Here is a 25,581-nt window from a genome sequence, read left to right as displayed (position 1 = left end):
TCTCTTCTTACTCGACTCGCTCCGCCGGGACGCCGACGACGGTCGCGCCGGGCTCGACATCCTGCGTGACGACCGAGCCGGCACCGACGGCCGCATCTTCGCCGATCGTGATGTTGCCGAGTAGCGTCGCGTTGGCTCCCAGTTGCACCCCCGATTCGACCGTCGGATGGCGCTTGACCGGTTCGTTCGTGGCCCCGCCGAGCGTGACGCCGTGGTACATGTGGACGTCATCGCCGATCTCGGCGGTTTCGCCGATGACGACGCCCATCCCGTGATCGATCGTCACCCGTCGGCCGAGGTCCGCACCCGGATGGATCTCGACGCCGGTCAACAGCCGCACGAGATGGGAAAGCAGCCGTGCCACGAATCGCTCGCCGGCCCCGCCGCCGGTCCACAAGCGGTGTGCGATCCGGTGGGCCCAGACCGCGTGCAGCCCCGGATAGCAACACAGCACCTCGAGCCAGCCCTTCGCTGCGGGGTCACGCTTACGCATCGCCCGTATGTCCTCGTAGATGCGCCTAAACATCGGTCCCGATCGTCACCCCTGCCGATCCGATCTCGAGACGGCGTCGGTTCCGGGACGAACGCGAGCGACACCACCGGCCCACGATGTGCCGTGGCTGGTTCCGATCTGTACACACAGTCGAGCCGGTGGATACCATAGCAGACCGTAGCCGTGGGGATAGTGTAAAAGGCACCATTTCTGTGATCGCTTGCCGGCTCACTCGCCGCGAGCCAGCCGCGTTCCGATGCGGTCGGGCAGCCCGGCCTCGCTGACCGCTTCCTGCACTGCCTCGACGTCGTACTCGACGCGGTGGGTGTCGACGGTCAGCGCCTCGAGGTCCACGACGGCATACCCTGCCCGCGGATCTCCGTCGCGGGGCTGGCCGACGCTGCCGGGGTTGACGACGATCCCCTCCGCGAACCGCTCGACGCCTTGCACGTGGGTATGACCGAGCACCAGTACGTCCTCATCGCCGAGCAGCCGCGGCGAGAACTCCCGCGGGTACGTGTATCGCGTATAGCGGTCCGGATCGTCCGGATGCCCGTGGACGAGTTTCACCCGCCCGTCGCAGACGCGACGCTCGGCTGGAAGTTCGGCAAGCCACTCGAGTTGGTCGTCCGACAGCTGTATTTCGGCGTGCTCGACGCCTGCCTGCGCCATCCCGTTGAATCGGAAGGGCGTCTCCGCAGCGACGGCGGCGTCGTGGTTGCCCATCACCGTCGGCACGTCCCGTTCCCGAAGCGCGTCGACGCAGTCGGCCGGCCAGGGGTTGTAGCCGACCACGTCCCCCGCACAGCAGAGTTCGTCGACATCGGGCATGTCCTCGAGGACGGCCTCGAGGGCGACCCGATTCCCGTGGATGTCCGAGATGAGTCCGACCTTCATGCTCACAGCTAACAATTGCCAGTAATTTGTAAGTTATCCAGCAGTCGGTCACCGCGGCCGGCGATCGACGACCCGAACCCTGCCGACACCCGCTCGGTAGCGATAGCTCACGCTGGTCTGGCGAACGTAGCAGAAAGCGGAGCGCGCCGCTCAGTTACCGTTCTCGATCGCCGTCTCGAACCCGTCGTCAGTCCGTGCGACGCCGGCCGCACAGACAGCGTGCTCGAACTCGTGGTCGTAGACCTCGCTCGCGGCCGCCGTAGCGCCGTCGGACTCGAGGGCGAACGCTTCGGGGGTGTCTTTCTCGTAGGTGGCGACCAGCGTCGGTTCGTCGACGGTCTCGACGAGCAAGGCGTCCTTGCGAACCGTGCCGATCAGCGCCTCACCGTCGTCACCGATCGTCGCCGCGATTCGGGGCGTATCGTAGTCGTCTTTCTCGTAATCGAGCGCCAGCAGGCTCTCCGCGAGCGCGTCACGGGCGGGGTAGCCCAGCTCGAGTTTCTCCGCGATCGGGTCGACGTGCGAGCCGTTGCCGAACGCGGCCGTCTCGCCCGTCGGCGTCTCGACGACGCGCAGGCAGTTGTACGAGACGTAGGGGTTGTCCGTTTCCGGCGCGTCGTCGGTCGGCCCGACGGTGAGCGCCTCGTCTCGAGCGGTAATTTCGCGGTTGGGGAACGAGCGTGAAGAGACGCGATAGGCGCCGACCTCGGGGCCGACGACGACGAATCGTCCGACGTACATACTCGAGGGTGCGCGAGAGTGGGAAAAAGGAATGTCGGTTCGCGTTCGCCGCCCTCGGCGAGGGTTTATACTGGATGGCACGGCCAACGGTAGTGTGACGACGGAAGAGGCGTGTCTCGAGGCCCTCCGGGAGGCCGCCGACCGACTCGGCGAGTCGCCGACGAAAGCACAGTACGAGGAGTTGGGATTGACGCCAGCCTCTGCGACGATTATGGAGACGATGGGCCGTTGGAACGCGGCGAAAGAACGTGCGGGATTGGAAACGTTCGACCGCGGTGCAACGGGCGACCAGCCAGTTCAGCCGAAACCCGAGTGGGTCGATATTCCTGCCGACCTCAAGTGGGCGGAGCTCACGAGTCAACAGCGCTGGTACTACAAAAATCGGGAGGAGCGAATCGAGCGGAAGGATCGCCATCGGGCGGAAATTCGCCGATGGCTCTACGCGTACAAGGACCGACACTGCGTGTGTGCTCGGTGTAATGAAGGGCGGCCACCATGTCTCGACTTTCACCATCCTAACGAGAAAGAACACAGTATCGCGACCATGGTCGTCAACGGGCATTCGAAGGAAAACATTCGCGAGGAGATCGAGCGCTGTATCGTTCTCTGTGCGAATTGTCACCGACTCGAGCACGCTGACCCACCTGAGTGCGACCCGACTCGACTCTAACCCGACAATCATAAATAGGGTCGCAGCCAACGATCTATCGCAGCGCAGTCCCCTGGGGTAGTGGCCAATCCTGAAGCCTTCTGGGGGCTTCGACACAGGTTCGAATCCTGTGGGGACTACTGTTTCCGTTCTTTCGACTCGAGAACTGTCTGAGCACCCGCTGCCGATTTCCAGTTGAAACGAAGGGGTCGGGTGGTATCACTCGAGTCACCAGAAATCATATTTCATCGCTGTTAGTAGCTAGCCGGTATGAATCGACGGACGCTCCTCGCCGTTGGCGGAACGGTCGCTCTCGGCGGGGTCGCCGGTTGTCTGGGCGGTGGAAGTGATGCTAACGGATACGGTCCGGAGCCGGAGAACGAGCCCGACGACCGATCGATCGACACGGGTTCGTATCCGACGCAAACGTTCGACGGCGTCGCGGTCCCGCTGGCACCGATCGAGGACGTCTTCTACTGGTACCAGCGACAGGAGGCACGGATCGCCGACGCACGCGGGTCCGATCAGTACGAGCAGGCACACATCGCTGGCGCACCGTTGAGCCCCGCTCCGGACGGCGGTTCGAACGATCCGGTTGCGGAGTGGACTACGGACGAGCGCATCGTGACGTACTGTGGCTGTCCACACCACCTCTCGGGACTGCGTGCCGCGTCATTGATCGACGCCGGATACGAGGACGTGTATGCCCTCGACGATGGCTTTCAGGCGTGGATCGATGCCGGCTATCCACTCGAGGGATCGTCCGTCTCGGAAGACCGGGCGACCTACAGCATTCAGGGCCAGTCCACCGCCGCGCCCGGTGAGATGGTCATGCTCGAGCAAGTCGACGCTGACCGCCTCGAGGCAGCCCCGATCGCCGACGACGGCTCGTACACGTTACAACTCCACTACGCGGGATCGACTGACTCCCGGTTCAAAGTCGAGGCGCCCGATTACACGGTCGAAGGGACGCTCGTGGAACTGACGAGTACAACTGTGACGCCGTGAGTGACTACTGTTCGGGTCGCTCGTAGGCCCCCGCTCGCTCGAGTTCGCCTCGCTTTCGGAGTACGTCGGGCGTCCGGCAGATCCCCGGCGCACCCGTTACCTGTGGGACGGTACAGTTGTTGCAACTCTCGCAGACGACACGCGGGCGATCCTCTCCCGATGCAGCGTCGAGCAGTCGTGCCCCCAGTTTCGGCTCGGCGTAGAAAGGTCGGGCTAGTCCGACCATGTCGCAGGCTGGGGGAGCATCCGCGCTCGAGCCGAGCAGGCGATCCATCTCCTCCCGTCCTCGAATGCCGCCCTCCGCGAGAACAGGGATTGATACCTGCTCGCGCACGCGACGGCAGAAGTCCTCGTTCCACGCGGACTCAAAGTTGTACTGGAGCGACTGCATCCTGTTTGCCAGCGCGACGAGCCGCCGGCGGGTCGCACCGCCGAAGGCCGCGTCGTATGCGTCCCGCAGGGCCTCGTTGTTCCACGCCCGCTCGGGGTACGCCCCGCGGACGATGCTCATGTCCCAGGTGACCGATGTCTGGACCGGGACGACCGCGTCGTAGCCGATTTTCTCGAGTCGGCGCGCGATCTCGACGCCGTCCGACAGCGAGAGTTTTCGGCGGACGACGGGCGCGGGCGGCGCGGGCGTCTCGGCCGGCACTTTCGCCAGGAGCGGCACGTCCCCGGCTCGCTCGCGAATCTCGTCGTGGACGACCGCGAGGAATTCGAGGCGGGCCGCCGGCGAACCGCCGAACTCGTCGTCCCGTCGATTGTAAAAGGGTGACAGGAACTGCTGGACGATCCCCATGTTGGCCCCGGCGAGGTGAATCCCGTCGTAGCCCGCGTCGATGGCGCGGGCCGCCGCGCGGCCGAAATCGGCGGCGAGGTCGTACACCTCCGCGGTCGTGAGGACGTGTGGATCGCACTCGAGAAAACCAACTCGGTCGAGCAGCTGCAACTGCCACGGCGGCTCCGAGACGGCGAGTTGCTCGAGGTCCGGATGCTCGTCGCGGTACTCGGCGTGCCAGGTCTCCATGCTTCGCAGGCCGCCGTGCTCGAGTTGGATGACGATCCGGCTTCCGTGGCCGTGAATCCGGTCGGTCAGTCGGGAGAGTCGTGCGACGAAGTCGGGATCGTGGACGCGGGTCATCCCCGGTGCGGCACAGCCGCCGTTGCCGCGGACGATCGTCGCCCCCTGACAGATCAGCCCGACACCCGATTCGGCGGCCGGTTCGAGGTCGTCGATCAACGTGTCGACCGCGTCGGGACCATTGCCCGCACACTCGAGCAGCGGCGCGCGATACAGCCGGTTGGGGACCGTCACGCCGCCGATCTCGATGGGGTCCTCGAGGGTGGCCATGCAGGGCGTATCACGCGGCCCGACAAGAGTGTAGTGCCGGTTGGTGGTCCGTTTCTCGATTAGGTTTCGGTATCGCGACTCACTGCCGACGCGAACTCCTAATATATGTTGGGTGGTAACATACAAATGGGGTGAGATGATGTCCCTCGAGACCGAACCCGCCACAGATCCACCGACGTGTTCCCACTGTGGAACCGAGATGGAACTCAGAGCCGCGGGGACCACGAAGACCGTCCCCGTTGTTGGGAGCGAGATCGAGTACCAGCAGTTCGGTTGTCCCGAGTGCGGTCAGGGCGCTCGGTTCGAGCGGAACGACCCGGACGACGAGTGGTCGCGTGCGGTCATGTGAACGGCCACGACGGATGTGGGACACCCGACGCTGACGTCTGGCGTATCGCCCGCAAACCACTTGTTACGCCGTTAGATATCGGACAGCCAACCGAAGAATCGATCATCGAGATCGCAAGCGGAGATGTGACCCGTTTGCCGTCCTGTGACGAGCCGTCGGCGTCGCACTGCCGGCGGATTCAGGGCGGAAGGATGACCGCACGGCCTTCGATTTCGTTGTGCTCGAGCTGTTCCGCGACCGTGTTGATATCGCCTAAGTCGTGGCGTTCGGTACGCAGTTCGACTGCGCCGCGGTCGACAAGCGCGACGAGTTCCTGAAGCTCGGCGTATTTGCCGACCAGCGTCCCCCGGTAGGCGAACTCGCCGTCAACCAGCGCCTGACTGGGCTCGTGGATGTGACCGCCGTAGCCGACGATGTGGTGGTCGCCGCCAGCGGCGACGATTTCGGGTGCCAGCCCGGTCGTCTCGTCGGCCCCGACGAAGTCGATGACCTGCTGGGCGCCCTCGTCGTCGGTCAGGTCGGCGACCACGTCTGCGATGTCTTCCTCCGTGGAGTTGACGGTGTGACGTGCGCCCAGGTCTTCGGCGAGCTCGAGCGCCCCGTCTTTGATGTCGACGGCGACGATGTCGGCGGCGCTCATCGCCTCGAGACACTGCAGCCCGATATGCCCGAGGCCGCCGACGCCGATGACGACGCTGGTGTCGCCAGGGTTGAGTTCGTCGACCGCTTTCTTGACGGCGTGGTAAGCCGTGATCCCCGCGTCGGCGTGGGGAGCGATGTCGGTCGGATCGACGCCGTCGGGGAGAGGAATTACCGCACGCTCGTTGGTCTGGAGGTACTCGGCGAAGCCGCCGTCTGTCGTGAGGCCGTTGAACGCGCTGTTTTCGCAGTACATGTCCTCGCCGAGCCGGCAGGGGCGACAGATACCACAGGTCTGGACGGGATGGCAGATTACCGGATCGCCTTCCTCGACCAGCGTTACTTCGTCACCGGTCTCGGCGACGATCCCCGCGTTCTCGTGGCCCAGCGTCATCGGCAGGTCCTGTGGTGCGTAGTCGGCCCACATCCCCTCGATGATGTGATTGTCGGTCTGACACCAGCCCGCGCCTTCGACGTCGATCAGGACGCCGTCGGATCGTTCGATCTCGGGACGGTCGATCTCGTCGATCGAGAGCGCGTCGTTCATGTCGTCGGTATATTCGTGGAGTCTGGCTGCTTGCATAGTCGCGTGTTTCTCTTTACCGTGGTTCGTGAAAACGTTCCTCATTGTTGTGCGGGGTTCGACATGTCCGTGTTCCGGCCGGCTGGCGATCATTTTACTCCGAATAACTGTTCACGAGTATGTGAAAAAGAATCATGTGTGTTGGTAACGATCTTCACTGTGCGATGTATCAGCAAAACGGAGAGGAAATCTTCGTCATCGACGGTCACGTACACCTGTGGGATGCGACGGAGAGGAACATCAAACACCAGGGAGGGGTAGAGTTCATCCAGTGTTTCTACGACTATCACACGACGTTCACACCCGAGGAACGCCAGTGGGATCTAGACGAGTATCGCAAGTACGGCGCCGACCGGATGGTCGAGGACCTGTTCAGTAACGCCGCCACGGATATGGCGATCTTTCAGCCGACGTACCTCACCGACTTCTATACGGAGGGATTCAACACCACCGAACAGAACGCCGAACTCGCGACCGAACACCCCGAACGGTTCGTCCTGAACGGCACGTTCGACCCCCGCGACGGCGAGGAGGGCCTCGAGTACCTCGAGGAACTCCACGAGAAATACGAGATCCCAGGCGTCAAACTCTACACTGCCGAGTGGCGCGACGATTCGAAGGGGTGGCGACTCGACGACGAGGACGCCTTCGAGTTCTTAGAGAAGTGCCAGGAACTCGGGATCGAGAACATCCACGCTCACAAAGGGCCGACGATCAGACCCCTCAATCGTGACGCGTTCGACGTGAAAGACGTCGACGACGCAGCCTCGTCGTTCCCGGAACTCAACTTCGTCGTCGAACACGTCGGCCTGCCACGACTGGACGACTTCTGCTGGATCGCTGCCCAGGAGAACAACGTCTACGGCGGCCTGGCCGTCGCCGCACCGTTCGCCCAGAACCGACCGGGCAAGTTCTCCGAGATCATGTCCGAACTCCTGTGGTGGCTCGGCGAGGACCGCATCCTCTTTGGCTCGGACTACGCGCTGTGGAATCCCGACTGGCTCGTCGAGGAGGTCATGGAGGCCGAACTCACCCAGGAACACCGCGCGGAGTACGGCGTCGAGTGGGACCTCGAGACGAAAAAGAAGGTCATGGGCGAGAACGCTGCCGAACTCTACGACATCGACATCGAGGCGAAACGGCAGGCGCTTCAGGACGACGAGATCAGCCAGCAGTTCGGGCTCGAGGATCACTACGCGAGCGAGGAACCCGCGCCCGCGGACGACTGATGAGTACCCAGACATCCGACGGCGCCGCTCCCACACGAGCGGCCGTCCGCGACCGACTCGACCGGGTCACCGATCCGGAACTCGACCGCTCGATCGTCGCGCTCGAGTACGTCGACGCGATCGAGATCGACGGCGGCCGGGTCGGCGTCGATCTGACGCTCCCGACCGCGTGGTGTTCGCCGGCCTTCGCCTGGATGATGGCCGTCGACGCCCGCGACGAGATCGAATCGCTGCCGACGGTCGAGGAGGCACAGATCACGCTCCACGAGCACATGCACGAGACGGAGATCAACCGCGGCGTCAACGAGCGACTCTCGTTTGCCGAGGCGTTTCCGGACGCCGACGGCAACGTCGCCGCGGTCCGCGCGGAACTCGACGACAAGGCTCGCGTCGCTCGCCAGTACGAGGCGGTCGAGGCGCTGCTCGAGGCCGGACTCGACGCCGAGACGATCGTCGAGCTCCAAGTGCGAGACCTCGAGTACGCCGACGGAGCTGACTCCATCTCCATCTACGTCCGGGATAGCTCGTTTGCTATCACCGTTCCGGAAGCGCCGATCGAGCGCTATCTCGAGAAAGCCCGCGAAACCGGCCTCGTCTCGGCACCGGCCGACCGCCTCTTTCGAACGCCGGAGGGCGAGCCGATCGATCCCGATTCGTTCGATCTCGTCCACCGACGCGGACGGCTCGCACAGGTCAATATGTCGAGTCAGGGCGGGATCTGTGACGGCCTTCGAGAGGCCAGAGAAGGTCGTCTCGAGGGGACTGCGGACGATTGAGCGCTGCGTGGACCGCCACTCGAGCGTTTTTTGGCCGATCACGAGGCGAGCGCCGTCAGTACGTCGCCGTCCGAGCTATCGCCGTCAGCACCGTCCGTCCACCACTCCGTTTCGGTAAGCTCGAGGGTCGCCCCGAGGTCCTCGAACGTCGCGTCGTCGGGTGTCGCCCATGGAGCGAGCGTACAGTCCCGGCGGTCCATGCCCGCGTTTTGCTCGACGAAGATGTCAGTCCGAAGCTCGTACGAACAGCGGATCGCGTCCCCCTCTTCGGGGATCGTTCGCGTCTCGCCGTCGATATTCATTGCCAACTGGGCTCGCAACTCGGCGTCGGTGACTTCCTCGTTGTCGGCGTGCGTCGCGAACCAGGCGGCGACATCGTCGTTGTCGAGTTCGGCGACGAAGGTGATTTCTCGAGTGTCCTGTGGTGGAATCGTCGCGTCGTACGCCCCGTTTCGAACCTCGAGCTCGTTTGCGTCCCAGGTCGCGACGGGCACGTCGTTGAACACCATTTCACCGGTGAGCGCCGGCGTCGGCAGCGGATAGGCGTTCGGGTTGTGCACATCGACGGTCAGGAAGAGTTCGGTCCGATTTTCGGTCACGGTCCCCCACTCCACGTCCGTCTCCCGAATCTCGACGGTCGGCTCGACCGTCCGGCTCACGGGCCCAGTACCCGTGCTGACCGGCGAGAGCGAGTGTTCGCCCTCGGTTTCCGCGAGCGTCTCCTCGAGCATCGCCTCGAGGTCGGTCGCCGTCTCGGTCGTGTAGGTCCCCGACGGTGAGCCCGACAGCGGCCCGGCGTCGACGTGGGCCGTCGTCTCGACGGCCAACTCGCTTCGCTCGCCGTTTCGGATATGCGAGGCCCACCATGCCGGGAGCCGGTCGTACCGCAGCTGTGTTCGCAGCGCCGTCGTGGTGTTGCCCGACGGAACGCGCACGTCGTCGGCCGACCCCGTCGCGAGTTCGACGTCGTTCATCGCCAGCGTGTAGTCGACGGTCGTCTCACCGAGCGAGACGCCCGGATTGGGGTTATCGATCCAGACCGTCGTGAGCACCTCGATCTCCTCGTCGGAGACGTTCCCCCACGCGTTGTCCTCGAGGCCAGCGTCGGGGACCCCGATCACGCCGACGGCGAAGAGCCCGCCGAGCGCGGCCATGAGGCCGACGCCGACCGCGAGCATGATCCGGAGTAGCCTTCGCATACTCCCATTCAGGGATAGCAGCGAGATATACTGCCGGCTTCTCGACTTGCCACGATCTGTTGACCCCGACCGCCCCAACTGGATGGTCGTCAACCCGCAGCCCTCGGGTGAGGGGTGCCGCTCGCGAGCCGTGGGCTACTTCTCGACCTCGAGCAGCGCCACCCGCTCGCGGACCAGCGCCGACAGCGACGCGTCGGTTGCCGCGCGTTCGGCGTCGGAGATCTCGAAGAAGTCACACAACGTCTCGATGTCCTGTGTCTCGAGCGTCGGTTCGTGGGCGACGACCGCGTCCAGCGTTTCGACTGCGTCGAGTGCGGCCGTCTCGGCGTCGCCGGAATCGCCGTCGACGAGCACCACCGCCCGATTGTCTCCCTCGTCGACGCCCATCGCGAGCGCACGATCGATCTGCCGGCGACCGGCGGCGTACAGCAGGATCTCGACGGCACGATCGCGAGCGACGTTCTCCCCGCGATCGATCGCGCGGTCGGCGAACGCGACGGCCTGCTCGAGGTGGCGACGGTCGGCGACGTAGCGGGCGTCGAACGCCTGGATCGTCACGCCGTGGTGGTCGCCGACTTCGTTGAGTTCGGCGACGAACGAATCGATGTCGTCGATCGCGAGTCGGCATTCGAGGAGTTCCATCAGAAATCACCCAGGCTCGACTGGCTGTCGGTCGTTTGTGTCGCTGTCGCGTCAGTGTTCTCGTCGTCACGATTCGCGTTCGCTGCCGTGCTGTCGTCCGAATCCGACGATGTCGGCTCGACGCCGTCCATCGAGGGATCCTCGCGGCCGGCGTTCTCGAGGATCGTTTCTGCCGTCTTCTCTCCTTTGAGCGCGCCGAGAACGACGCCTTTGTCGGCTGTTCGCAGGTCAGCAGGCTCCTCGATTCCGGCCTCATAGAGCCGGCGGGCGCGCTTGCGGCCGACACCACCGACCGAGACCAGTTCCAGCAGTTCCTCGCCGACGCCGTGTTCGACGCGGGCGCGGGCCTCGCGGACGGCGACGGTCCACTCGCTGTCGATCTCGGCGGCCAGCGACTCGGCCGCCCCCAGCAGCCACTCGGCGGTGTCGACTTTGCCCCGCAGGTCACCCGGCCCGATCTTGTACCGATCCGTCAGCCGTTCCTCGTCCGTCTCGTCAGCCCAGTCCTCGAGCAGTTTGCCGGTCTTGAGCGCGGCCAGCCAGTCCTCGAAGCGCTCCTCCTCGAACTCGCTCGGCGTATCGCCCAGCAGTTCGGCCTCGCGCTCGTAGTAGAGGTCGCCGAATTTCTCGTCCTCGCCCGACCGCAGGTAGAGTTCGTACATGTCCGGCGTCCGCGAGATCAGCTGGTAGAGGCCGAGTGCAGTCGGCCGTTCCTCGGCGCGCTCGAGTCCGTGGACGATCTCGGCGGCGCTCATCGGATCGAGGTAGAGCCGCGAGACGGTGTGGCCGAGGCTGGTGGCCGCGAGCGTCTCCTCGCCGCCGTCGTCGGCGAGATCGGCAGCAGCGGTGAACGCACCGTCGTCGTCACCGCCGCCACTGTCGCGTTCGACGAAGTCGTTCGACTCGAGGTACCCCAGGACGGTGTCGGTCACCGTCTCGAGCCGGCCGGCTTCAGTCGACTGGCTGGCGTAGAGGGTGGCCTCGAGGAACTCGAGGAGTTCCGCTCGCGTGCGGGCGAAGCCGGAGGCGATCGTCGCGAGCACGTGAGTCCGCAGGGCGGGTTCGGCCGCCAGTTTCGAGCGAACCGGCTCGGGGTCGGCCCAGATATAGCGGTCGAACAGCTCTTGGCTCTCGTCGTGGTTCTTGGCCAGCAGAACGGCCTCGCCGTAGGGGTCGAGCCCCGGCCGGCCGGCCCGCCCCATCATCTGGTGGACCTCGAGGACGTCCAAGGGTGCCATCCCGCCGGCGCTGGGGTCGAAGCGCCGCCAGTCACGGACGATCACGCGGCGAGCTGGGGTGTTGACGCCGGCGGCAAGCGTCGGCGTCGCCGAGATGACCTTTAGCAGGCGGTCGCGAAAGGCGTCCTCGACGAGGCTCCGCTGGGTGCTCGAGAGGCCGGCGTGGTGAAACGCCGCGCCCTGTTCGACACACGCGGCCAAGTCTTTGCTCGTCTCGGTGTCGCTGTCGTCGCGGATCTCGTCGGCCAACTCGGTGAGTTCGGCTTCTTCCGCGGCGGTCAGTTCGGATCTCGAGACTCCTCCCAACCGTTTTGCCGCGGCTTCGGCGTTCCGGCGGGAGTTGACGAAGACGAGCGAGGAGCCGTCCTCCTGCAAAATATCGCGGACGAGCGCGGCCTCCTGTTTTTCGCTGCCCTCGACGGGCACCTCGCGCGTCGAGCCATCGTCGAAATTCAGCGCGTTGCCGTAGTGAACTCCCATCTGCAGGTCGATCGGTCGCCAGTCGGTGTCGACCAGTTCGGCGTCGAGCCAGTCGGCGAGCTCGTCGGCGTTGCCGACCGTCGCCGAGAGCGCGACGGTCTGGAGCCCGGGGTTGAGCTGGCGGAGTTTTGCCAAGGTCACCTCGAGAGTCGGCCCCCGATTGCGGTCGTCGATCAGGTGAACTTCGTCGGAAACGACGCAGGTGAGATCGGAGAGCCACTCCGCGCCGTTGCGAACCAGTGAATCGACCTTCTCACTGGTGGCGACGACGATGTCTTTCGTCGCCAGCCAGTCGCTGGTCGACTCGTAGTTGCCGGTCGTGACGCCGACCGTGACGCCGAACCCTTCGTAGGCCTCGAACTCGGCCTTTTTCTCGCTGGCGAGCGCTCGCAGGGGGACGATATACAGCGCCGTCCCGCCGCGTTCGATCGCCGACAGCATCGACAGGGCGGCGATCATCGTCTTCCCGCTGGCGGTCGGGACGGCCGCAACGAGGTTTTCGCCCTCCGTCGCGCCGGCCGCGACCGCCTCGGCTTGCGGCGGGTAGAGCTCCTCGATGCCCTCGCTCCGGAAGTGATCGATGGCACCGGGTGGGAGCCCCGACAGCTCCTCGATATTCATTGTCCGTGCTTGGCGCGTCCCGTGGTTTAAACTGTCGTCTCGTGGGCTCCCTCGAGCGGGGTCGCTGTGCTTTCTCGCGTGCGGTGTGTCAGGTCACCGGCCGGCACTGCCGGTCAGCACACCTACACAGACGACCGCCGTCGTGACGTGCATCAGCCCGAGGATCGCGCCGGCGAAGAGGCTCCCACCGGGCTGATTGGGGATGACCGTGAAATCCGGCACGAGCGAGAGGACGAGGACGATCGCTGCCACGGTGAGAAACAGTCGATCAGGGCTGGAACTGAGTCGCGTGAGCACCCCGTAGGTGACGGTCGCACCAATGACGCCGAGGGTCGTAAAGAACGTTACTGGGCCGTAATTCAGTGCTTCCAGTTGCGGCGCGATGCCGCCGGTGTTCGCCACGAACACGATGAGCCAGTTGATGACCAACGACACTGCGAGCGCTAGTGCCCCCGATCGTGCGAGGTCGCTGAACGAAAGTGGTCGTGCCGATGACGACATCCCTGTTTCGGAGCTCATGCCTGCGACTACAACCCAACTGATGAAAAACATTTGTCAGATATTCGTTTTATACTCGGATCGGTGAGTGATACGCTGTTTGAGACGGTTTGCTGTCACTGGACGTCGGCGTACCCGTGACCCGCCTTGCGGATACGCCGGCACTGACTGCCAGGGATCCGGCTACGAGACGCCGACCGCGTCTCGATCGTCCGCGAACGATCCTCCGCTGAGAGAACCAGTGACGGTGACCGACCGGTGGTGATCGTGACACACGACGGCAAGCGGGTTCGACGGCGATAGACCGATGCGACCGGCGCCCGAAGACTGCCCCATGATCGATCCCGACCGCGTTCTCGTCCCGACGCTTGGCCGTCCCCACGAGGACGAGGCGCTTTCCTACGCCCTCGAGACGTTTCCCGATGCCGAGCTCACCCTACTGGTGGTCGTAACGCCGCTCGACGCGCCACTCAGCGAGGGCGGTGTCTTAGAGCGTGACGAGCAGCGGACGACACAGGCGCGAGCCAGCGCCGAGGAGTTGCTCGAGTCGGTCGCCGATCCCGACGCGACGGACCGTGTCCGGATCGAACTCGTCGAGGGGCGACCCGGCACCGTCGTTCCCCGGTACACGTCGGAGTCGGGGATCGATCACGTCGTGATGGCCGGCGATAGAACCCGATTGAACGGGTTCATCAGGCGATTTCTCGGTCGCGATATCGCCACCACGGTGGTCGAGCGCACTGCGAAACCGGTGACGGTCCTCGAGTAAGCTCGAGCGAACGCGAATCTCTCAGCCGCCGAGAACCGTCGCGAACAGCCGGTACAGGCCGTAGCCGACGGCGACCGAACTCGCGAGCGTGAGCAGCCAAAAGGTAATCGTGATGCCGATCTTGCGCCGCGAAACGCTGGCTGAACCGCCAGCCAGCCCGCCGCCGATGACGCCCGAGAGGATGATGTTGTTCAGCGAGATCGGGATGCCGAGTGCGATCGCCAGCTGGGCGATGACGAAGCCGGGAACCAGCGCTGCGATCGATCGCCGCACGCCGAGCTGGGCGTACTCCCGGGACGTGGCCTGTAACAGCCGTGGGGCGCCCATCCAGGCCCCCGCGAGGATGCCGGTCGCGCCGATCGCGAGCAACAGGAGTCTCGGCAGGCCGAGTTGGACGCGAAAGAGGTTCTCGAGCGGGCCGGTCGCGAGCCCGACCTGCGAGCCCCCCGAGGAGAAGGCGACGATACCGCCGAGGACCAGCAGGAACGAGCGGATTCCACTCTCGACGGAGACGAGCACTCGTTTGCGAACCCAGAAGAACGCGAGCAGTCCGAAGCCGATCGTCACGAGAACGGTGCCGAGATCGATCCCCGCGGCGAGCGTCGGGCCGCCGCCGATCAACCGGGCGACGAACCCCGCGAGGGTTCCCTGGTCGGCAGCCGGATCGGGAATCACACCCAGTCGGACGTTGGCGACGATCGCGCCGACGAGGCCGGCCAGTAGCGGGACCCCGATCGTCTCGGGAACGTCGTCGCGCCGCAGAATCGTCGCCGTCACGTAGGCTAGCCCGCCGGACATGATCGGCACCAGCAGCCAGAAGGTGCCGAGCCGCCGGTAGGTTGCCATCGCCGGATCGCCGCCCAGCGAGAGGCCGACGCCGACCATCGCACCCGTCGTCGCGAACGCCGCCGGAATCGGGTATCGGGTGTAAATGCCGATCGCCATGAATCCCGCCGCGGTCAGCAAGCCAGCGGTGGCCGCCAGCGGCGTGATCGTCACGCCGTTGATGAGGTCCGCCCCGATCGTCTCGGAGATGCTCCCGCCTTGCAGGAGCGCCCCTGCAGCCGCGAGCAGTCCGATGACGAACGCCGCCTGCATCGTCGAGATCGCGTTCGCACCGATCGCGGGAGCAAACGGCGGCGAGTTGCTGTTCGCGCCGAGGACCCACGCCATGAACAGACAGGTGAGGATCGCGGCCCCGATGAGGATGCCGACGGATAGTGCGGCCATTTCGTTTCGTCTATCCCGTTTGGTGACTGGTTGCAAAAGCGTTGGCTCGGCAGCCGGTTACGTGGCTGTGGCTCCGCCACTATCCGAACACGATGCCTCCCGCTCCTGCCTTTTCGAGCACCGTCCTGTAATGTGCCACACCGTCGGATCGATGCACGCTCCCGACGGCCCATGCCGTTCCGATCGTCGCCTCGCGAAGCCGATCGGGCGAGCACAGCAGGAACTGCATCGTCCGTCCGACCTCGCGGCGTCGCTCACCGCCAGCCGTCTCGCGTTCGAACTCGGGGTGAAAACACCGGTGGGCGATCCCCTCGCGCGGATCGGCTCGATAGCCGAAGAAATCCTCGCTCAGCCGCGTCGGATCGTAGTTGTCGACGACGGCCACCCCTGCGTCGTCGGTGACGCGAGCGAATTCGGCGAGCAGATCCCGGATCCCGGCCAGCGAGCGACCGAGCCCCACCTGCGTGCCGACCGCGTGGACGGCGCCAACCGTCCCCGTTTCGATCGGCAGTGCGAACATGTCACCGACGAGTACCTCCTCGAGCCCGCGTTCGCGGGCCGTTCGCACGGCGTTCGGACTCACGTCGACGCCGACCGCTTCGACGCTGCGACCGGCCCACCAGCGGAGGTGTTTGCCCGCACCACACCCCACGTCGAGGACTGGTTCGAAACCGGTGAGACGCTCGAGTAGTTCGATCGTTGCCGGTTCTCACGACTCGGCCGTCGAGAAGTAGAACTCGGCGACAGCTCCGTCTCGCTCGTCCGAGCCGTCGCGATACGTCAGCCATCCCGGCTCGTCGCGGTGGAACGCGAGCATCGCTCGCCCCAACGTGTCCGCTCGAGTACGTCGTCGGTCTCCGTCCGCTGGCGAACCGTCCGAGCCTGCCCCGTCCCGACTCATGCGTGAGTCGACGAGCTCGTCGGTAATGAAGACGCGCTGTCATATGGTTCCGCGTACCGTTCCGCATGATCGGCGACCGCCATCGATTTACCGTGACTACCCTAACTTCCGTCTATGAAGGTCGAATACGACGAGGACACCTGTATCGGGATGTTCCAGTGCGTCGCCGAGTGGGATGCTTTTGAGAAGGACAAATCGAAGGGGAAAGCCGTACTCGAGGGGAGCGAGGAGGTCGAGGACGGTGTCTTCGTCCGCGAGGTTCCCGAGGGCGCGGAACTCGACGCGAAGTTCGCCGCCCGGGCCTGTCCCGTCGACGCGATCACCATTTACGACGACGACGGCGAGCAGTTGATCCCCTGAACCGGGCCAGTCCTCGCCCTCGACGAACTGCGCTTTTCAGATACTACCGGTCAATGCGCTTTTCACCAACTTGCCTGCAAGACGTGAGCGGCTGCTCACTGACTGGTATCCGATAATGTGAAAAATCGGACCGGCGTGGCGGTGCCTACGCGATCTTGTCGTACTGTTCGGAGAGCTTCTCGGCGGCCTCGCCGAGCTGATTGCGCTCGAACTCGGTCAGCTCCCACTCGACGATCTCTTCGACGCCGTCGGACCCGAGTTTGACCGGGACGCCGAAGGCGGTGTCCTCGTGGCCGAACTCGCCCTCGAGTTTGACGCTGCCGGGCAGCACTTCGCCCGTATCGCGGAGGATGGCCTCGACCATGTGACCGACGCCGGTCGCCGGGCCCCACTCCGTCGCGCCTTTCTTCTCGATGACGTTCATCGCCGAGGTCTGGAGCTCCTCGAGTAGCTCTTCCTTTTCGTTTTCGTCGAACTCGAGGTCCTGCCCGTTGACCCGTACTTTGGAGAACACGGGAACCTGCGCGTCGCCGTGTTCACCGAGGATGGTCGCCTCGACGTTCCCGACGGGCGCGTCGAAGCGCTCGGAGATCACGTACCGGAAGCGCGCGGAGTCGAGGCGGCCACCGAACCCGATTACTTTCTCGCGGGCGCGGTCACCCGTCTCGTAGAGGTGCCGATTGAGGAGGTCGACGGGGTTCGACGTGGTGACGGTGATGAAGTCGTCGTTGTACTCGGCCAGCGAGGAGCCGATGTCCTCCATGATAGGTGCGTTGTCGCCGGCCAGGTCGATCCGGGTCTGGCCGGGCTGGCGCGGGATGCCAGCTGTGATGACGACGACGTCCGATCCCGCGGTGTCCTCGTAGCCCCCCTGCCGGATCGTCGTGTTCGAGTCGTAGGCCACGCCGTGGTTGGCGTCGGCGGCCTGACCGACCGTGTCGTCTTCCTTGTCCGGAATGTCGACGAACACGAGCTCGTCCGCAACGTCCCGAAGCGCGATGTTGTAGCCTGCGGCGGCCCCGACGGTGCCGGCCGCCCCGACCACGCTTACTTTCGTCATATCGCGTAATGCTTCCCCATCCCACACGTTAAATCCGTCGGAAATTCCAGTGTTACGCTGACGTGACGATTGCGGATTCGACGAGTGTCGTCCGCTTTGCCTGCCCCACACCTGACTCACCGTCGAGGTGGCGCCGATCGCGCCCCGCCTCGAGACCGAACCGATCATGCCCGATGCCCACGGTCGCTCATCTATGCGTGTCAGCGTTATCGGCGGCGGACAGGTCACCGACGAACAGACGGCCCGGGCCGAGGCAGTGGGTCGCGAACTCGCCGCGCGCGGCCACACGGTCGTCTGTGGCGGTCGCGGTGGCACCATGGAGGCGGTCTGTCGTGGTGCGAAAGCCGAGGGTGGAACGACGATCGGCATCCTGCCGAGCGAGTGCCGGGAACAGGCTAACGACTACGTCGACATCCCGATCGCCACCGGGCTGAGCCACGCCAGAAACGCGCTCGTCCCGTTGAACGGCGACGCCGTGATCGCGCTCACCGGCGGCGTCGGAACGCTCTCGGAACTGGGGTTCGCCGGGATCTACGACCGGCCCGTCGTCGGACTCGCGACCCACGACGTCTCGGCTGCCGGCGTCGACCTCGAGTCCGTCGACACGCCGGACGCGGCTGTCGACGCCGTTGAAGCCGCACTCGAAGCATAATCGACGCCGTCACGGCTCTGGACGTTCGCTGTCGCAGCTTTTTCGACGGTCCGACCCCTCTAGCTGGGTATGAGCGACTTCGACAAGGAAGCCGAGCGCGAGAAACTCCGCGAGAAGTACGAGCGCGACAAACAAGAGCGCAAGGCCACTCAGCGAATGAGCGATCTGTTACTCAAGGGCGCGACGATGACGAACACCCACTGTGGAACCTGCGGCGACCCGCTATTCCAGATGGACGGCACCACGTTCTGTCCTAGCTGTCACGGCAATCCCGACGCCGTCGAGGGGACCGACCTCGAGGCCCAGCCGGCCGAGGAACAGTCCGATACGGACCAGTCCGCCGGGAGCGAGGCTGCCACGGACCAGGCTCCCGCTGCCCGCGACGAAGCGCCATCGGCCGAGTCGTCACCCGACTCCCCCTCGAGTAACTCTGACACCGAGACGGCCGCGAGCAGCCAGCGTGGGGCACCTGCAACGCCACCCCAGGACGAGCGACAGTCCCCTCCCCGCTCCGACGCCGGGTCGTCCCGGACCGACGGCTCGACCCAGGCCGCCGAGGGCCGGACACGCGACTCGAGCGCCCCGTCTCGGGCCTCTGTGTCGTCCCCACAACCGGCCGACGGCGATCTCGAGGCTGCTCGCGACGCGCTCGTTCGTGCGCTCGAGAAGTTCGCCACGGAGGCGGCCGCGACGGACGACCCACGCTACGCACGGGAGTGTCTCGAGGCGGCCCGTGAGGCCGGCGAGGCGCTGTCGACCGTTCGCTGACGGCGCTCGAGACGGTCGCCGATCGTTCGTTCCGGATCTCTCCACTCCGTGATTTGGCGTATGTCGTTCCGTCGATCTGTGATCGAATCCTTCCATCGAACGTATCAGATTGAAAAACAGAGTTAGATATATATTTGACAGCAGTGTGTGGTGTGTCACAGATGGACATTGATTAGGTCGGCCGCTGTGTCGACTTTCTCCGGTAGTTACCGGCTCCGCCCTCCGTGCTACCGGCCCGCAGTCATCCACTGAATGCTGGGCGGACGAGATACGAACGATGGCACTTGGATTCGTCGTCTCCCTCACGGTACTTGTCGTGTGCATTGGACTCGTCGGGACCTGTGCGATCTGTCTCGATCGAACCGCGCTGAGTCGGACTGCAGCCGACTACGATCGTCGGCTCACCGAACTCACGCCATATATCGGCGTCACGGCGCTGTTTTTCCTCGGCAAACGGGCAACTCATGGCCACAGTCTGCGACTCTCGCGTGCGCTCGACTGGGATCTCACCGCGGAGATCTACGCCATCGAAGGCGAGTTCGTCGCGGTGTTGCAAGATATCGTCCCCGTGGCGACGCTCGAGTTCTTCTCGGCGATGTACATGTTCGGATTCCCCTTCCTGCTGGTGACGGCGCTGGTCCTGTACTTCCTGTTGCTCTCCCAGCGGTACCTGAAGGAATTGCTTATCGCGTACCTGCTGAACTACGTCATCGGGGCGCTCTTCTATACGCTCTTCATCGTCTACGGGCCGCGCAACTACCTCTCGTCCGTCGATGGCCTGATGTACTCGTTTTACCCGCAAACGCAGGAGGTCACGGCGGCAGTGTCGGCGAACACGAACGTCTTTCCCTCGCTTCACACGTCGCTGGCGGTCGTCGTTATGCTGTTCGCTTGGCGGTCGCGACGGGAGTACCCGCGGTGGTTCTGGATTTCGTCGTTCGTGACGAGCTGTGTCGTCTTCTCGACGATGTACCTCGGTATTCACTGGCTGATCGACGTTCTCGCGGGGCTGCTCCTTGCGTTCGGGAGCGTCATCGGTGCCGAACGGATCGTTACCCGCGTGGAGGGAGCGACCGGCCACGTTCACACCGGCGAGGATCCCATCGCGTCCGACGCGAGCGACTGATACGGTCTGCTGTTCCGGCGGGCCCGCAGGACGGTCCACGGATGCACCGACACTGACTGACAGGAGTCCGTATGAGCGCCGTTGCCGTAGCTTCCTTATCCTGTATAGTCGCTGCCGATCACTTCTCGAATCCGCTCGGCGGTCACCTGCCCGACGCCGTCGGCTTCCTGCAGTTCGTCTTCGGTCGCGATCATCACGCCCTCGACCGTGCCGAACTCCTCGAGGAGCGAGCGCGCGGTGACCGGGCCGATCTCGGCGATCGAGGCGACGACGTACTCCTGTTGCTCGCTGAGCGTCTTGGTGCCTTTCTCACCGTGGACCGACACTTCCCGGTCGGCGGTCGCCTGTTCGCGGCCGGCGATCACGGCGAGCAGTTCCGTCGTGTCGGCCTCGTTTTCAGTTCGTAGAACGCTCGCACCGAAGTCGACCGCGAGACTCGAGAGCGCGCCCCGAACCGCGTTCGGGTGGACGTCGCGCTGTTCGTACAGCCCTTCGCCCTCGACGACGACGATCGGCCGCGAGTAGTGACGCGCCATCGCGCCGACCTGCTCGAAGACCGACCGGTCGCCTCCGACAAGCGAGTCGACGAAGTCGGCGACGGACTTGCGCTCGACGACCACCCGATCCGACAGGACGTAGTCACCGACATCGAGCGTCTCGAGGCGGACCGCGATCTCCTCGCGCCGCGAGAGGTCGCGAGCGATGTTGGCGTCCATCTCGCGCTGGTCGGCGACGATCGCGACGGTGTCGCCTTCGGCGTGTGGCTCGTGGGTTTCGACGTCGTCTTGCTCGTCCGACTCCGTCGACGCGTCGGCGAAGTCCTGCAGGCCGGGCTGGCCCGCAACCCCCTCGCTTCCGGTGGAAGAGTCGCCGACGGCGTCGACTTTTCCGTCGCCCTCGTCTACTTTCACTCCGCGCTCACCGTCGTTTCCGGCCTCGAAATCGGCCAGTGACTGCTGGGAGTCGTCGAGTTCATCCTCGAGGTCGTCGGCCATCCCCTTCAGGTCGCGCAACTCGCTTTCCATCTCCTTCTCGCGTCGACGGGAGATCCAGAAATAGGCCTCGTCGCGGGTGTCCTCGGCCATCAGGACGACGACGCGGCCCTCCGACTGGCGGCCGGTTCGACCCTTGCGCTGGATCGAGCGGATCGCGGTCGGGACGGGCTCGTAGAAGAGCACGAGATCGACCTCCGGCACGTCGAGCCCTTCCTCCGCGACCGACGTCGAGACGAGCACCTCGAACTCGCCCGCGCGGAACTCGTCTAAGACTTCCTGTTGTTGCTTCTGGGTCATCCCATCGGAACCCTCGCGGTCGCCCTGCCCGACGAAGCGCTTCGCGTCGAAGCTCTCGCGCAAGAAATCCGTCAGCGCTTCGGCCGTGTCGCGGGACTCGGTGAAGACGATCACGCGCTCGCCACCCTCGAGGCCCAGCGTCTCGGCCAGCAGCATCCGGGTCTTGCGGTATTTTGGGTGGAGTTCGTCGAAGCTCTCGGCCTTTCGCATGGCCTCGCGGACGCGCGGGTCCGAGACCATTCGCTGGCTCGCCTTCGACGCGCCCGACGAGCGAGCCTGGTTGCGCTGGCGCTCGAAGTACCGGCGCAGGGCCTCGACGCTCTGGGTCTCGACCAGCGTGACGGCCTGCCGGAGTTTCATCACCTCCGCGTGGACGGACATCCCCTCGAACCCCTCCGACTGATCGTTGTTGATCAGTTGCTGGAGTTCCGCGCGCATCCGGTTGAGGTCCTTCTGGGACTGATCGGGCTGGGTCGAACTCGCCACGCCCAGTTCTTTGAGTTTCTCGAGGCGGTCTTTGATGACTTCGTTCAACGCGTCTCGAATCTCGATGACCTCGTCGGGCAGGTCGATGCGTTCCCACTCGACCTCGGTGTCGTGGGTGAACTCCTCGACGTCGGCGTCTTCCTCGGTCATCACTTCGACCTCCCCGATGCCGAGGTTCTCACAGACTTCGAGGATGGCCTCCTCGTCGCCGCCGGGTGAGGCCGACATCCCGGTGACGAGGGGCTGGGCAGCGTCTTCGTGGTAGCGCTCGGCGATGTAATTGTAGGCGTAGTCGCCGGTCGCGCGGTGACACTCGTCGAAGGTGAGATGGGTCACGTCCGCAAGCGAGATACGACTCCCGACGAGGTCGTTTTCGATCACCTGTGGGGTCGCCATCACGACCGTTGCATCGTTCCACATTACGGCGCGGTCGTCCGGGCTCACGTCGCCGGTGAAGACGACGATCTCCTCGTCGGGAATCTGCAGAGCCTCCCGGTAGAAGTCCGCGTGTTGCTGGACGAGCGGTTTCGTCGGCGCGAGCATCAGGGATTTGCCGCCGACCTCCTCGAGTCGCCGGGCCGTGACCAGCAGGCTCACCGTCGTCTTCCCCAGGCCCGTCGGGAGACAGACGAGCGTGTGATGATTCGCGGCCGTCCCCGCGAGTTTCAGCTGGTAGAGTCGGCGTTCCAAGAAGTCGGGCTCGAGCAGCGGATGCTCGATCGACGCGACGTCCTCGTCCGTCGTTGCCATTGGCAGCGATTCGACGCGGGCTCTGTTAAGGATTGAGATAGTACAGTGAAAGTAGTCTCGCGGCTGCAGTAGTGCCGGATGACCCATGGTTGATTAGGCTGCTGATATATACACCGAGACTGCCTACATTGTCGCATGGAAACCCGAACGATCCGCCAACGCCTGCCGGACCTCGGGTCGATCCTCACTGCGGTCGGCTTCGTCCTGTTGGTCAACCTCGTCGGGGCGGCACCGAGCGCGATCGGATCGCCCGACACGCCGTGGTTTCGCGCCCTCGAGAAGCCGTGGTTCTACCCACCAACGATCGCCTTTCCCGTCGTCTGGACGCTCCTCTTTACCCTGCTGGGCGTAGCGCTGTGGCTCGTCTGGCGCAGCGATGCCGACGGCCGGCGGCTCGCGCTGGGGCTGTTCGGCGCGCAGATGCTATTTAATGTCGTCTGGACGCCGATGTTTTTCACGCTCGAGGCGCCGCTCGCTGCCCTCGGCGTCATCGTCGTCCTCTGGGGACTCGTCGCCGGAACGATCCTCGCGTTCCGACGGGTCGACCGCCGTGGGGCGGCGTTGCTGGTCCCGTATCTCGCGTGGATAACGTTCGCGGCCGTGCTCAATTTCGAACTCTGGCGGCTGAACGCCTGATACGGTCTGCTGTCTCGAGTGACCGGCGCTGACTGACAGCAGTCCGTATGAATTCGCCGAACACAGCCGTCTCGAGTCCGCCCGCCGCGCTCACTGTTCCGAGAGGCTGGGAAGCCACCGCGTCAGGGTCACCGCGACGGCGACGAGGCCGGCCAGCACGAGATACGCCTCATCGAAGTAGCCCCGGTCGGCGAGTGCGCCGAACAGGACCGGACTCGCCGCGCCAGTGGTCATGTAGACGGTCCGCAGGAATCCGAGCCCGGTCCCCTGCATGTCCGACGGAAACGCCGTCGTCATGTACGGCAGGGTGATCGTCCCGTAGCCGAGGATGCTCGAGAGGAAGACCGTCCCGACGGCGATCGGCCAGAAGCCCTCGAGAAACGGCAACGCGACCAGCGCGGCAACGATGACGCCCAGTACCGGTGGCAGCGCCGTTCGGATGCCGAACCGGTCGTAGAGCCGGCCGGTCAACGGCTGGACGATGACCCCGGTCGCGAAAAAGGTGCTGAACAGCCCGGTCGCGACCCCCTCCGAGAACCCCTTGATCTCGATCAGGTAGGTCGGGTAAAAGCCCGTAAACGCCTGCCAGGCGCAGTAGGTGAGGATCTGGATCGCCGTCACGGTGACGATCTCCGGCCGGCGCAGCTGCGCGCCGACGTAGCGTGCCGTCTCGAGCGAGACGCTGTCGACGGCACTGGTCGTACTCGAGGTGCGTGCGGGGACGACGAGCCGGAGGCCGATCGCCACGACGACGAACGCCGGGACGACGAGGCCGAAACCGTACTGCCAGGCGAACGCCGAGGCAATGCCGCCGGCCGCAAGCGGCAGGACGGTGTTGCCGACCTGGCCAGCCGCCATCGTGATCCCGATCGCGGTGCCGTCGTTGTCGGGGTAGATCGCCGATAGCGTCGTAAACCGAGCGACGCCGTACAGCGCCGTCCCGAAGCCGAAGGCTGCCGTCGCGAGGTAGACGATCGGCGCGGAGCCGGCAACGGCGACGAGCCCGAGTGCGACCGCCGAAATCGCCGTACTCGCGACGAGGACGTTTCCTTCACCGAACCGGTCGGCGAGCAGTCCGCCCGGAAGCTGTCCGAGCGCATAACAGAGCCAGAGAACGGTCAGCAGGAAGCCGGCCGTCGTCAGATCGAGGCCATAGCTCGCCCGGAGATACGGGAGCAACACCGGATACGCCAGCCGGACGCCGATCGAGAGAAACCACCCGGCGGCAACGGCGGCCAGAATTTCGCCGCGACCGCCCGCCAGAAAGGCTCGCACGGGAGTGAATCGATTCTTTGTTTCCAGTAACGACACGGTTTGTTGTATCCGTTAGCCGGCGACTGTCTTGAGCGGCCCAGAACGGTACGAGCTTGCCGATACCGGAAGCGGACAATGTTACTGTCACCCATCATCACTGTGATCACCCGCTCACTGCGAGTACGCCGCCGGGCTCACACCGGGACGACCTCGAGTGCCAGCCACGCCAGACAGGCGGCGTAGATCGGGATCGTCAGGTTGTCGTCGATGATGTAGGTCCGAATCTCGAGGGTGACGCCGTCGGCGAGCGTCGCGCCAAGCGCGGCGATCACCGCGACCGCGAGCGGCAGGAACGGGATCGCGACGACTGTCGAGACGAGAAACATCGTGACGAGCACTTTTGGCGGCTTGACTCGCTGGAGGGTGTTGTCCGAGACCGCCCCGCTGATCGGATCGCCTAGCGCGAGCATCAACATTGCCGGCAGGGCGATATCCGGCTCGAAGACCACCACGACGGCGGCCATGCTGATCATGTACAGCGCGTAGGCGGCGGGATTGTCCTGTTCGTACTCGCGAGTGAGCACGTCGTAGAGCCGCCAGTTGAGTCCGACCTGGAGTCGCAGAAACTCGAGGACGAGCGCCCCGGTCGCGAGCAGAACCAACAGGAGCTGAAACCGGAACCACGTGAGCCCGAGCTCGAGAGCGTCGGCGAGCAGATAGAGGACGACAAGCCCCGAGCCGCTGGCGTGGACGAGTCGCCGCTTCAGTTCGTCGGCCATTATGTCGTGGCTCGAGAGAGGTGACCTTCAGTCCGTCGATCACCTCCAACCTTTTACGCTACATGTCGCGAGCGAGCGCCTCGCTCGCGACGTCCCTCGGTAAAATCTCGAGAGAGCGAAGCTCT

25 protein-coding genes and 1 pseudogene are annotated in these 25,581 nt (G+C 64.9%); 11 read left to right on the top strand and 15 right to left on the bottom strand.

Annotated features, from left to right (window positions below; all coding sequences use genetic code 11):
* Nucleotides 1-7: 7 nt before the first annotated feature.
* From cysE to ACFR99_RS17000, 3 genes are all read right to left on the bottom strand, one after another.
* Complete coding sequence (cysE, locus tag ACFR99_RS17010) at nucleotides 8-526, bottom strand: serine O-acetyltransferase (protein WP_390289852.1); 519 nt, start codon at nucleotides 524-526, stop codon at nucleotides 8-10.
* 195 nt (nucleotides 527-721) lie between these two features.
* Entirely contained in the window at nucleotides 722-1,390 is a 669-nt protein-coding gene (locus ACFR99_RS17005) for a metallophosphoesterase family protein (RefSeq protein WP_390289849.1), read from the bottom strand.
* Between the two features lie 150 nt (nucleotides 1,391-1,540).
* Complete coding sequence (locus ACFR99_RS17000; protein ID WP_390289847.1) at nucleotides 1,541-2,131, bottom strand: IMP cyclohydrolase; 591 nt, start codon at nucleotides 2,129-2,131, stop codon at nucleotides 1,541-1,543.
* Between the two features lie 94 nt (nucleotides 2,132-2,225).
* Between ACFR99_RS17000 and ACFR99_RS16995 the strand changes: the two genes are divergently transcribed.
* Nucleotides 2,226-2,801 carry a homing endonuclease associated repeat-containing protein gene (locus tag ACFR99_RS16995; RefSeq protein ID WP_390289844.1) on the top strand — a complete coding sequence of 192 codons (576 nt, stop codon included), beginning with the start codon at nucleotides 2,226-2,228 and terminating at the stop codon, nucleotides 2,799-2,801.
* Nucleotides 2,802-3,050: 249 nt separating this feature from the next.
* Nucleotides 3,051-3,788 carry a rhodanese-like domain-containing protein gene (locus tag ACFR99_RS16990; RefSeq protein ID WP_390289841.1) on the top strand — a complete coding sequence of 246 codons (738 nt, stop codon included), beginning with the start codon at nucleotides 3,051-3,053 and terminating at the stop codon, nucleotides 3,786-3,788.
* Nucleotides 3,789-3,792: 4 nt separating this feature from the next.
* Here the strand turns inward: ACFR99_RS16990 and ACFR99_RS16985 are convergent, their stop codons facing one another.
* Nucleotides 3,793-5,139 carry an oxidoreductase gene (locus tag ACFR99_RS16985; protein WP_390289838.1) on the bottom strand — a complete coding sequence of 449 codons (1,347 nt, stop codon included), beginning with the start codon at nucleotides 5,137-5,139 and terminating at the stop codon, nucleotides 3,793-3,795.
* A 139-nt stretch (nucleotides 5,140-5,278) separates the two neighbouring features.
* Here ACFR99_RS16985 and ACFR99_RS16980 point away from each other — a divergent pair, with 139 nt between their 5' ends.
* Nucleotides 5,279-5,488, top strand: coding sequence for a hypothetical protein (locus ACFR99_RS16980; RefSeq protein WP_390289835.1), 210 nt, complete (start codon nucleotides 5,279-5,281; stop codon nucleotides 5,486-5,488).
* Nucleotides 5,489-5,666: 178 nt separating this feature from the next.
* Here ACFR99_RS16980 and ACFR99_RS16975 read toward each other — a convergent pair whose 3' ends face one another.
* The gene (locus ACFR99_RS16975; protein WP_390289832.1) at nucleotides 5,667-6,710 is read right to left on the bottom strand and encodes an NAD(P)-dependent alcohol dehydrogenase; all 1,044 of its coding nucleotides are present in this window, start codon (nucleotides 6,708-6,710) and stop codon (nucleotides 5,667-5,669) included.
* A 164-nt stretch (nucleotides 6,711-6,874) separates the two neighbouring features.
* On the opposite strand from ACFR99_RS16975, the gene ACFR99_RS16970 reads away from it, so the two are divergent.
* Together ACFR99_RS16970 and ACFR99_RS16965 are read left to right on the top strand one after the other, a co-directional pair.
* A complete protein-coding gene (locus ACFR99_RS16970) occupies nucleotides 6,875-7,939 on the top strand; it encodes an amidohydrolase family protein (protein WP_390289829.1) in 1,065 nt (354 codons plus the stop codon).
* Nucleotides 7,939-8,715: an iron-sulfur cluster assembly protein gene (locus tag ACFR99_RS16965; RefSeq protein WP_390289826.1), complete on the top strand. Its 777-nt coding sequence runs from the start codon at nucleotides 7,939-7,941 to the stop codon at nucleotides 8,713-8,715. The genes ACFR99_RS16970 and ACFR99_RS16965 overlap by 1 nt, the downstream gene beginning before the upstream one ends.
* 38 nt (nucleotides 8,716-8,753) lie before the next feature.
* Here the strand turns inward: ACFR99_RS16965 and ACFR99_RS16960 are convergent, their stop codons facing one another.
* From ACFR99_RS16960 to ACFR99_RS16945, 4 genes are all read right to left on the bottom strand, one after another.
* Nucleotides 8,754-9,914: an LEA/WHy family protein gene (locus tag ACFR99_RS16960; RefSeq protein ID WP_390289823.1), complete on the bottom strand. Its 1,161-nt coding sequence runs from the start codon at nucleotides 9,912-9,914 to the stop codon at nucleotides 8,754-8,756.
* Between the two features lie 135 nt (nucleotides 9,915-10,049).
* Nucleotides 10,050-10,556: a KEOPS complex subunit Cgi121 gene (gene cgi121, locus ACFR99_RS16955; protein ID WP_390289820.1), complete on the bottom strand. Its 507-nt coding sequence runs from the start codon at nucleotides 10,554-10,556 to the stop codon at nucleotides 10,050-10,052.
* Complete coding sequence (locus tag ACFR99_RS16950; RefSeq protein ID WP_390289818.1) at nucleotides 10,556-12,895, bottom strand: ATP-dependent DNA helicase; 2,340 nt, start codon at nucleotides 12,893-12,895, stop codon at nucleotides 10,556-10,558. Before ACFR99_RS16950 ends, cgi121 begins: the two co-directional genes overlap by 1 nt.
* Nucleotides 12,896-12,988: 93 nt before the next feature.
* The gene (locus tag ACFR99_RS16945) at nucleotides 12,989-13,414 is read right to left on the bottom strand and encodes a DUF6069 family protein (protein ID WP_390289815.1); all 426 of its coding nucleotides are present in this window, start codon (nucleotides 13,412-13,414) and stop codon (nucleotides 12,989-12,991) included.
* A gap of 313 nt (nucleotides 13,415-13,727) precedes the next feature.
* Here ACFR99_RS16945 and ACFR99_RS16940 point away from each other — a divergent pair, with 313 nt between their 5' ends.
* Complete coding sequence (locus ACFR99_RS16940; RefSeq protein WP_390289812.1) at nucleotides 13,728-14,162, top strand: universal stress protein; 435 nt, start codon at nucleotides 13,728-13,730, stop codon at nucleotides 14,160-14,162.
* A gap of 21 nt (nucleotides 14,163-14,183) precedes the next feature.
* Here ACFR99_RS16940 and ACFR99_RS16935 read toward each other — a convergent pair whose 3' ends face one another.
* Complete coding sequence (locus ACFR99_RS16935; RefSeq protein WP_390289809.1) at nucleotides 14,184-15,392, bottom strand: inorganic phosphate transporter; 1,209 nt, start codon at nucleotides 15,390-15,392, stop codon at nucleotides 14,184-14,186.
* Between the two features lie 79 nt (nucleotides 15,393-15,471).
* Nucleotides 15,472-16,293, bottom strand: a pseudogene (locus ACFR99_RS16930) (class I SAM-dependent methyltransferase).
* 114 nt (nucleotides 16,294-16,407) lie between these two features.
* On the opposite strand from ACFR99_RS16930, the gene ACFR99_RS16925 reads away from it, so the two are divergent.
* Complete coding sequence (locus ACFR99_RS16925) at nucleotides 16,408-16,653, top strand: ferredoxin (protein ID WP_390289806.1); 246 nt, start codon at nucleotides 16,408-16,410, stop codon at nucleotides 16,651-16,653.
* Nucleotides 16,654-16,798: 145 nt separating this feature from the next.
* Here the strand turns inward: ACFR99_RS16925 and mdh are convergent, their stop codons facing one another.
* Nucleotides 16,799-17,713: a malate dehydrogenase gene (mdh, locus tag ACFR99_RS16920; protein WP_390289804.1), complete on the bottom strand. Its 915-nt coding sequence runs from the start codon at nucleotides 17,711-17,713 to the stop codon at nucleotides 16,799-16,801.
* A gap of 193 nt (nucleotides 17,714-17,906) precedes the next feature.
* Between mdh and ACFR99_RS16915 the strand changes: the two genes are divergently transcribed.
* The 3 genes from ACFR99_RS16915 to ACFR99_RS16905 all read left to right on the top strand — a co-directional run bounded on the left by ACFR99_RS16915 (nucleotide 17,907) and on the right by ACFR99_RS16905 (nucleotide 20,259).
* Nucleotides 17,907-18,365, top strand: a complete 459-nt coding sequence (locus ACFR99_RS16915; protein ID WP_390289801.1) for a TIGR00725 family protein — start codon at nucleotides 17,907-17,909, stop codon at nucleotides 18,363-18,365.
* A gap of 69 nt (nucleotides 18,366-18,434) precedes the next feature.
* Entirely contained in the window at nucleotides 18,435-19,133 is a 699-nt protein-coding gene (locus tag ACFR99_RS16910; RefSeq protein WP_390289798.1) for an Sjogren's syndrome/scleroderma autoantigen 1 family protein, read from the top strand.
* 277 nt (nucleotides 19,134-19,410) lie between these two features.
* On the top strand, nucleotides 19,411-20,259 hold the full coding sequence (locus ACFR99_RS16905) for a phosphatase PAP2 family protein (RefSeq protein ID WP_390289795.1): 849 nt from the start codon (nucleotides 19,411-19,413) through the stop codon (nucleotides 20,257-20,259).
* A 95-nt stretch (nucleotides 20,260-20,354) separates the two neighbouring features.
* Here the strand turns inward: ACFR99_RS16905 and ACFR99_RS16900 are convergent, their stop codons facing one another.
* Nucleotides 20,355-22,787: a DEAD/DEAH box helicase gene (locus tag ACFR99_RS16900; RefSeq protein ID WP_390289792.1), complete on the bottom strand. Its 2,433-nt coding sequence runs from the start codon at nucleotides 22,785-22,787 to the stop codon at nucleotides 20,355-20,357.
* A 135-nt stretch (nucleotides 22,788-22,922) separates the two neighbouring features.
* Between ACFR99_RS16900 and ACFR99_RS16895 the strand changes: the two genes are divergently transcribed.
* Nucleotides 22,923-23,423: a TspO/MBR family protein gene (locus ACFR99_RS16895; RefSeq protein WP_390289789.1), complete on the top strand. Its 501-nt coding sequence runs from the start codon at nucleotides 22,923-22,925 to the stop codon at nucleotides 23,421-23,423.
* Between the two features lie 90 nt (nucleotides 23,424-23,513).
* Here the strand turns inward: ACFR99_RS16895 and ACFR99_RS16890 are convergent, their stop codons facing one another.
* Nucleotides 23,514-24,698: an MFS transporter gene (locus ACFR99_RS16890; RefSeq protein ID WP_390289786.1), complete on the bottom strand. Its 1,185-nt coding sequence runs from the start codon at nucleotides 24,696-24,698 to the stop codon at nucleotides 23,514-23,516.
* Nucleotides 24,699-24,871: 173 nt separating this feature from the next.
* Nucleotides 24,872-25,456: a dolichol kinase gene (locus ACFR99_RS16885; RefSeq protein ID WP_390289784.1), complete on the bottom strand. Its 585-nt coding sequence runs from the start codon at nucleotides 25,454-25,456 to the stop codon at nucleotides 24,872-24,874.
* Nucleotides 25,457-25,581: the final 125 nt, after the last annotated feature.

The sequence above is a fragment of the Haloarchaeobius amylolyticus genome (assembly GCF_042678045.1).
Taxonomy (GTDB): domain Archaea; phylum Halobacteriota; class Halobacteria; order Halobacteriales; family Natrialbaceae; genus Natrinema; species Natrinema amylolyticus_A.
This window is presented reverse-complemented; position numbering and strand designations above follow the sequence as displayed.

Coding starts and splice junctions, on each gene's coding strand:
- cysE (WP_390289852.1), bottom strand. CDS start 526: ATGTTTAGGCGCATCTACGAGGACATACGGGCGATGCGTAAGCGTGAC.
- ACFR99_RS17005 (WP_390289849.1), bottom strand. CDS start 1,390: ATGAAGGTCGGACTCATCTCGGACATCCACGGGAATCGGGTCGCCCTC.
- ACFR99_RS17000 (WP_390289847.1), bottom strand. CDS start 2,131: ATGTACGTCGGACGATTCGTCGTCGTCGGCCCCGAGGTCGGCGCCTAT.
- ACFR99_RS16990 (WP_390289841.1), top strand. CDS start 3,051: ATGAATCGACGGACGCTCCTCGCCGTTGGCGGAACGGTCGCTCTCGGC.
- ACFR99_RS16985 (WP_390289838.1), bottom strand. CDS start 5,139: ATGGCCACCCTCGAGGACCCCATCGAGATCGGCGGCGTGACGGTCCCC.
- ACFR99_RS16980 (WP_390289835.1), top strand. CDS start 5,279: ATGTCCCTCGAGACCGAACCCGCCACAGATCCACCGACGTGTTCCCAC.
- ACFR99_RS16975 (WP_390289832.1), bottom strand. CDS start 6,710: ATGCAAGCAGCCAGACTCCACGAATATACCGACGACATGAACGACGCG.
- ACFR99_RS16970 (WP_390289829.1), top strand. CDS start 6,875: ATGTATCAGCAAAACGGAGAGGAAATCTTCGTCATCGACGGTCACGTA.
- ACFR99_RS16965 (WP_390289826.1), top strand. CDS start 7,939: ATGAGTACCCAGACATCCGACGGCGCCGCTCCCACACGAGCGGCCGTC.
- ACFR99_RS16960 (WP_390289823.1), bottom strand. CDS start 9,914: ATGCGAAGGCTACTCCGGATCATGCTCGCGGTCGGCGTCGGCCTCATG.
- cgi121 (WP_390289820.1), bottom strand. CDS start 10,556: ATGGAACTCCTCGAATGCCGACTCGCGATCGACGACATCGATTCGTTC.
- ACFR99_RS16950 (WP_390289818.1), bottom strand. CDS start 12,895: ATGAATATCGAGGAGCTGTCGGGGCTCCCACCCGGTGCCATCGATCAC.
- ACFR99_RS16945 (WP_390289815.1), bottom strand. CDS start 13,414: ATGAGCTCCGAAACAGGGATGTCGTCATCGGCACGACCACTTTCGTTC.
- ACFR99_RS16940 (WP_390289812.1), top strand. CDS start 13,728: ATGATCGATCCCGACCGCGTTCTCGTCCCGACGCTTGGCCGTCCCCAC.
- ACFR99_RS16935 (WP_390289809.1), bottom strand. CDS start 15,392: ATGGCCGCACTATCCGTCGGCATCCTCATCGGGGCCGCGATCCTCACC.
- ACFR99_RS16925 (WP_390289806.1), top strand. CDS start 16,408: ATGAAGGTCGAATACGACGAGGACACCTGTATCGGGATGTTCCAGTGC.
- mdh (WP_390289804.1), bottom strand. CDS start 17,713: ATGACGAAAGTAAGCGTGGTCGGGGCGGCCGGCACCGTCGGGGCCGCC.
- ACFR99_RS16915 (WP_390289801.1), top strand. CDS start 17,907: ATGCGTGTCAGCGTTATCGGCGGCGGACAGGTCACCGACGAACAGACG.
- ACFR99_RS16910 (WP_390289798.1), top strand. CDS start 18,435: ATGAGCGACTTCGACAAGGAAGCCGAGCGCGAGAAACTCCGCGAGAAG.
- ACFR99_RS16905 (WP_390289795.1), top strand. CDS start 19,411: ATGGCACTTGGATTCGTCGTCTCCCTCACGGTACTTGTCGTGTGCATT.
- ACFR99_RS16900 (WP_390289792.1), bottom strand. CDS start 22,787: ATGGCAACGACGGACGAGGACGTCGCGTCGATCGAGCATCCGCTGCTC.
- ACFR99_RS16895 (WP_390289789.1), top strand. CDS start 22,923: ATGGAAACCCGAACGATCCGCCAACGCCTGCCGGACCTCGGGTCGATC.
- ACFR99_RS16885 (WP_390289784.1), bottom strand. CDS start 25,456: ATGGCCGACGAACTGAAGCGGCGACTCGTCCACGCCAGCGGCTCGGGG.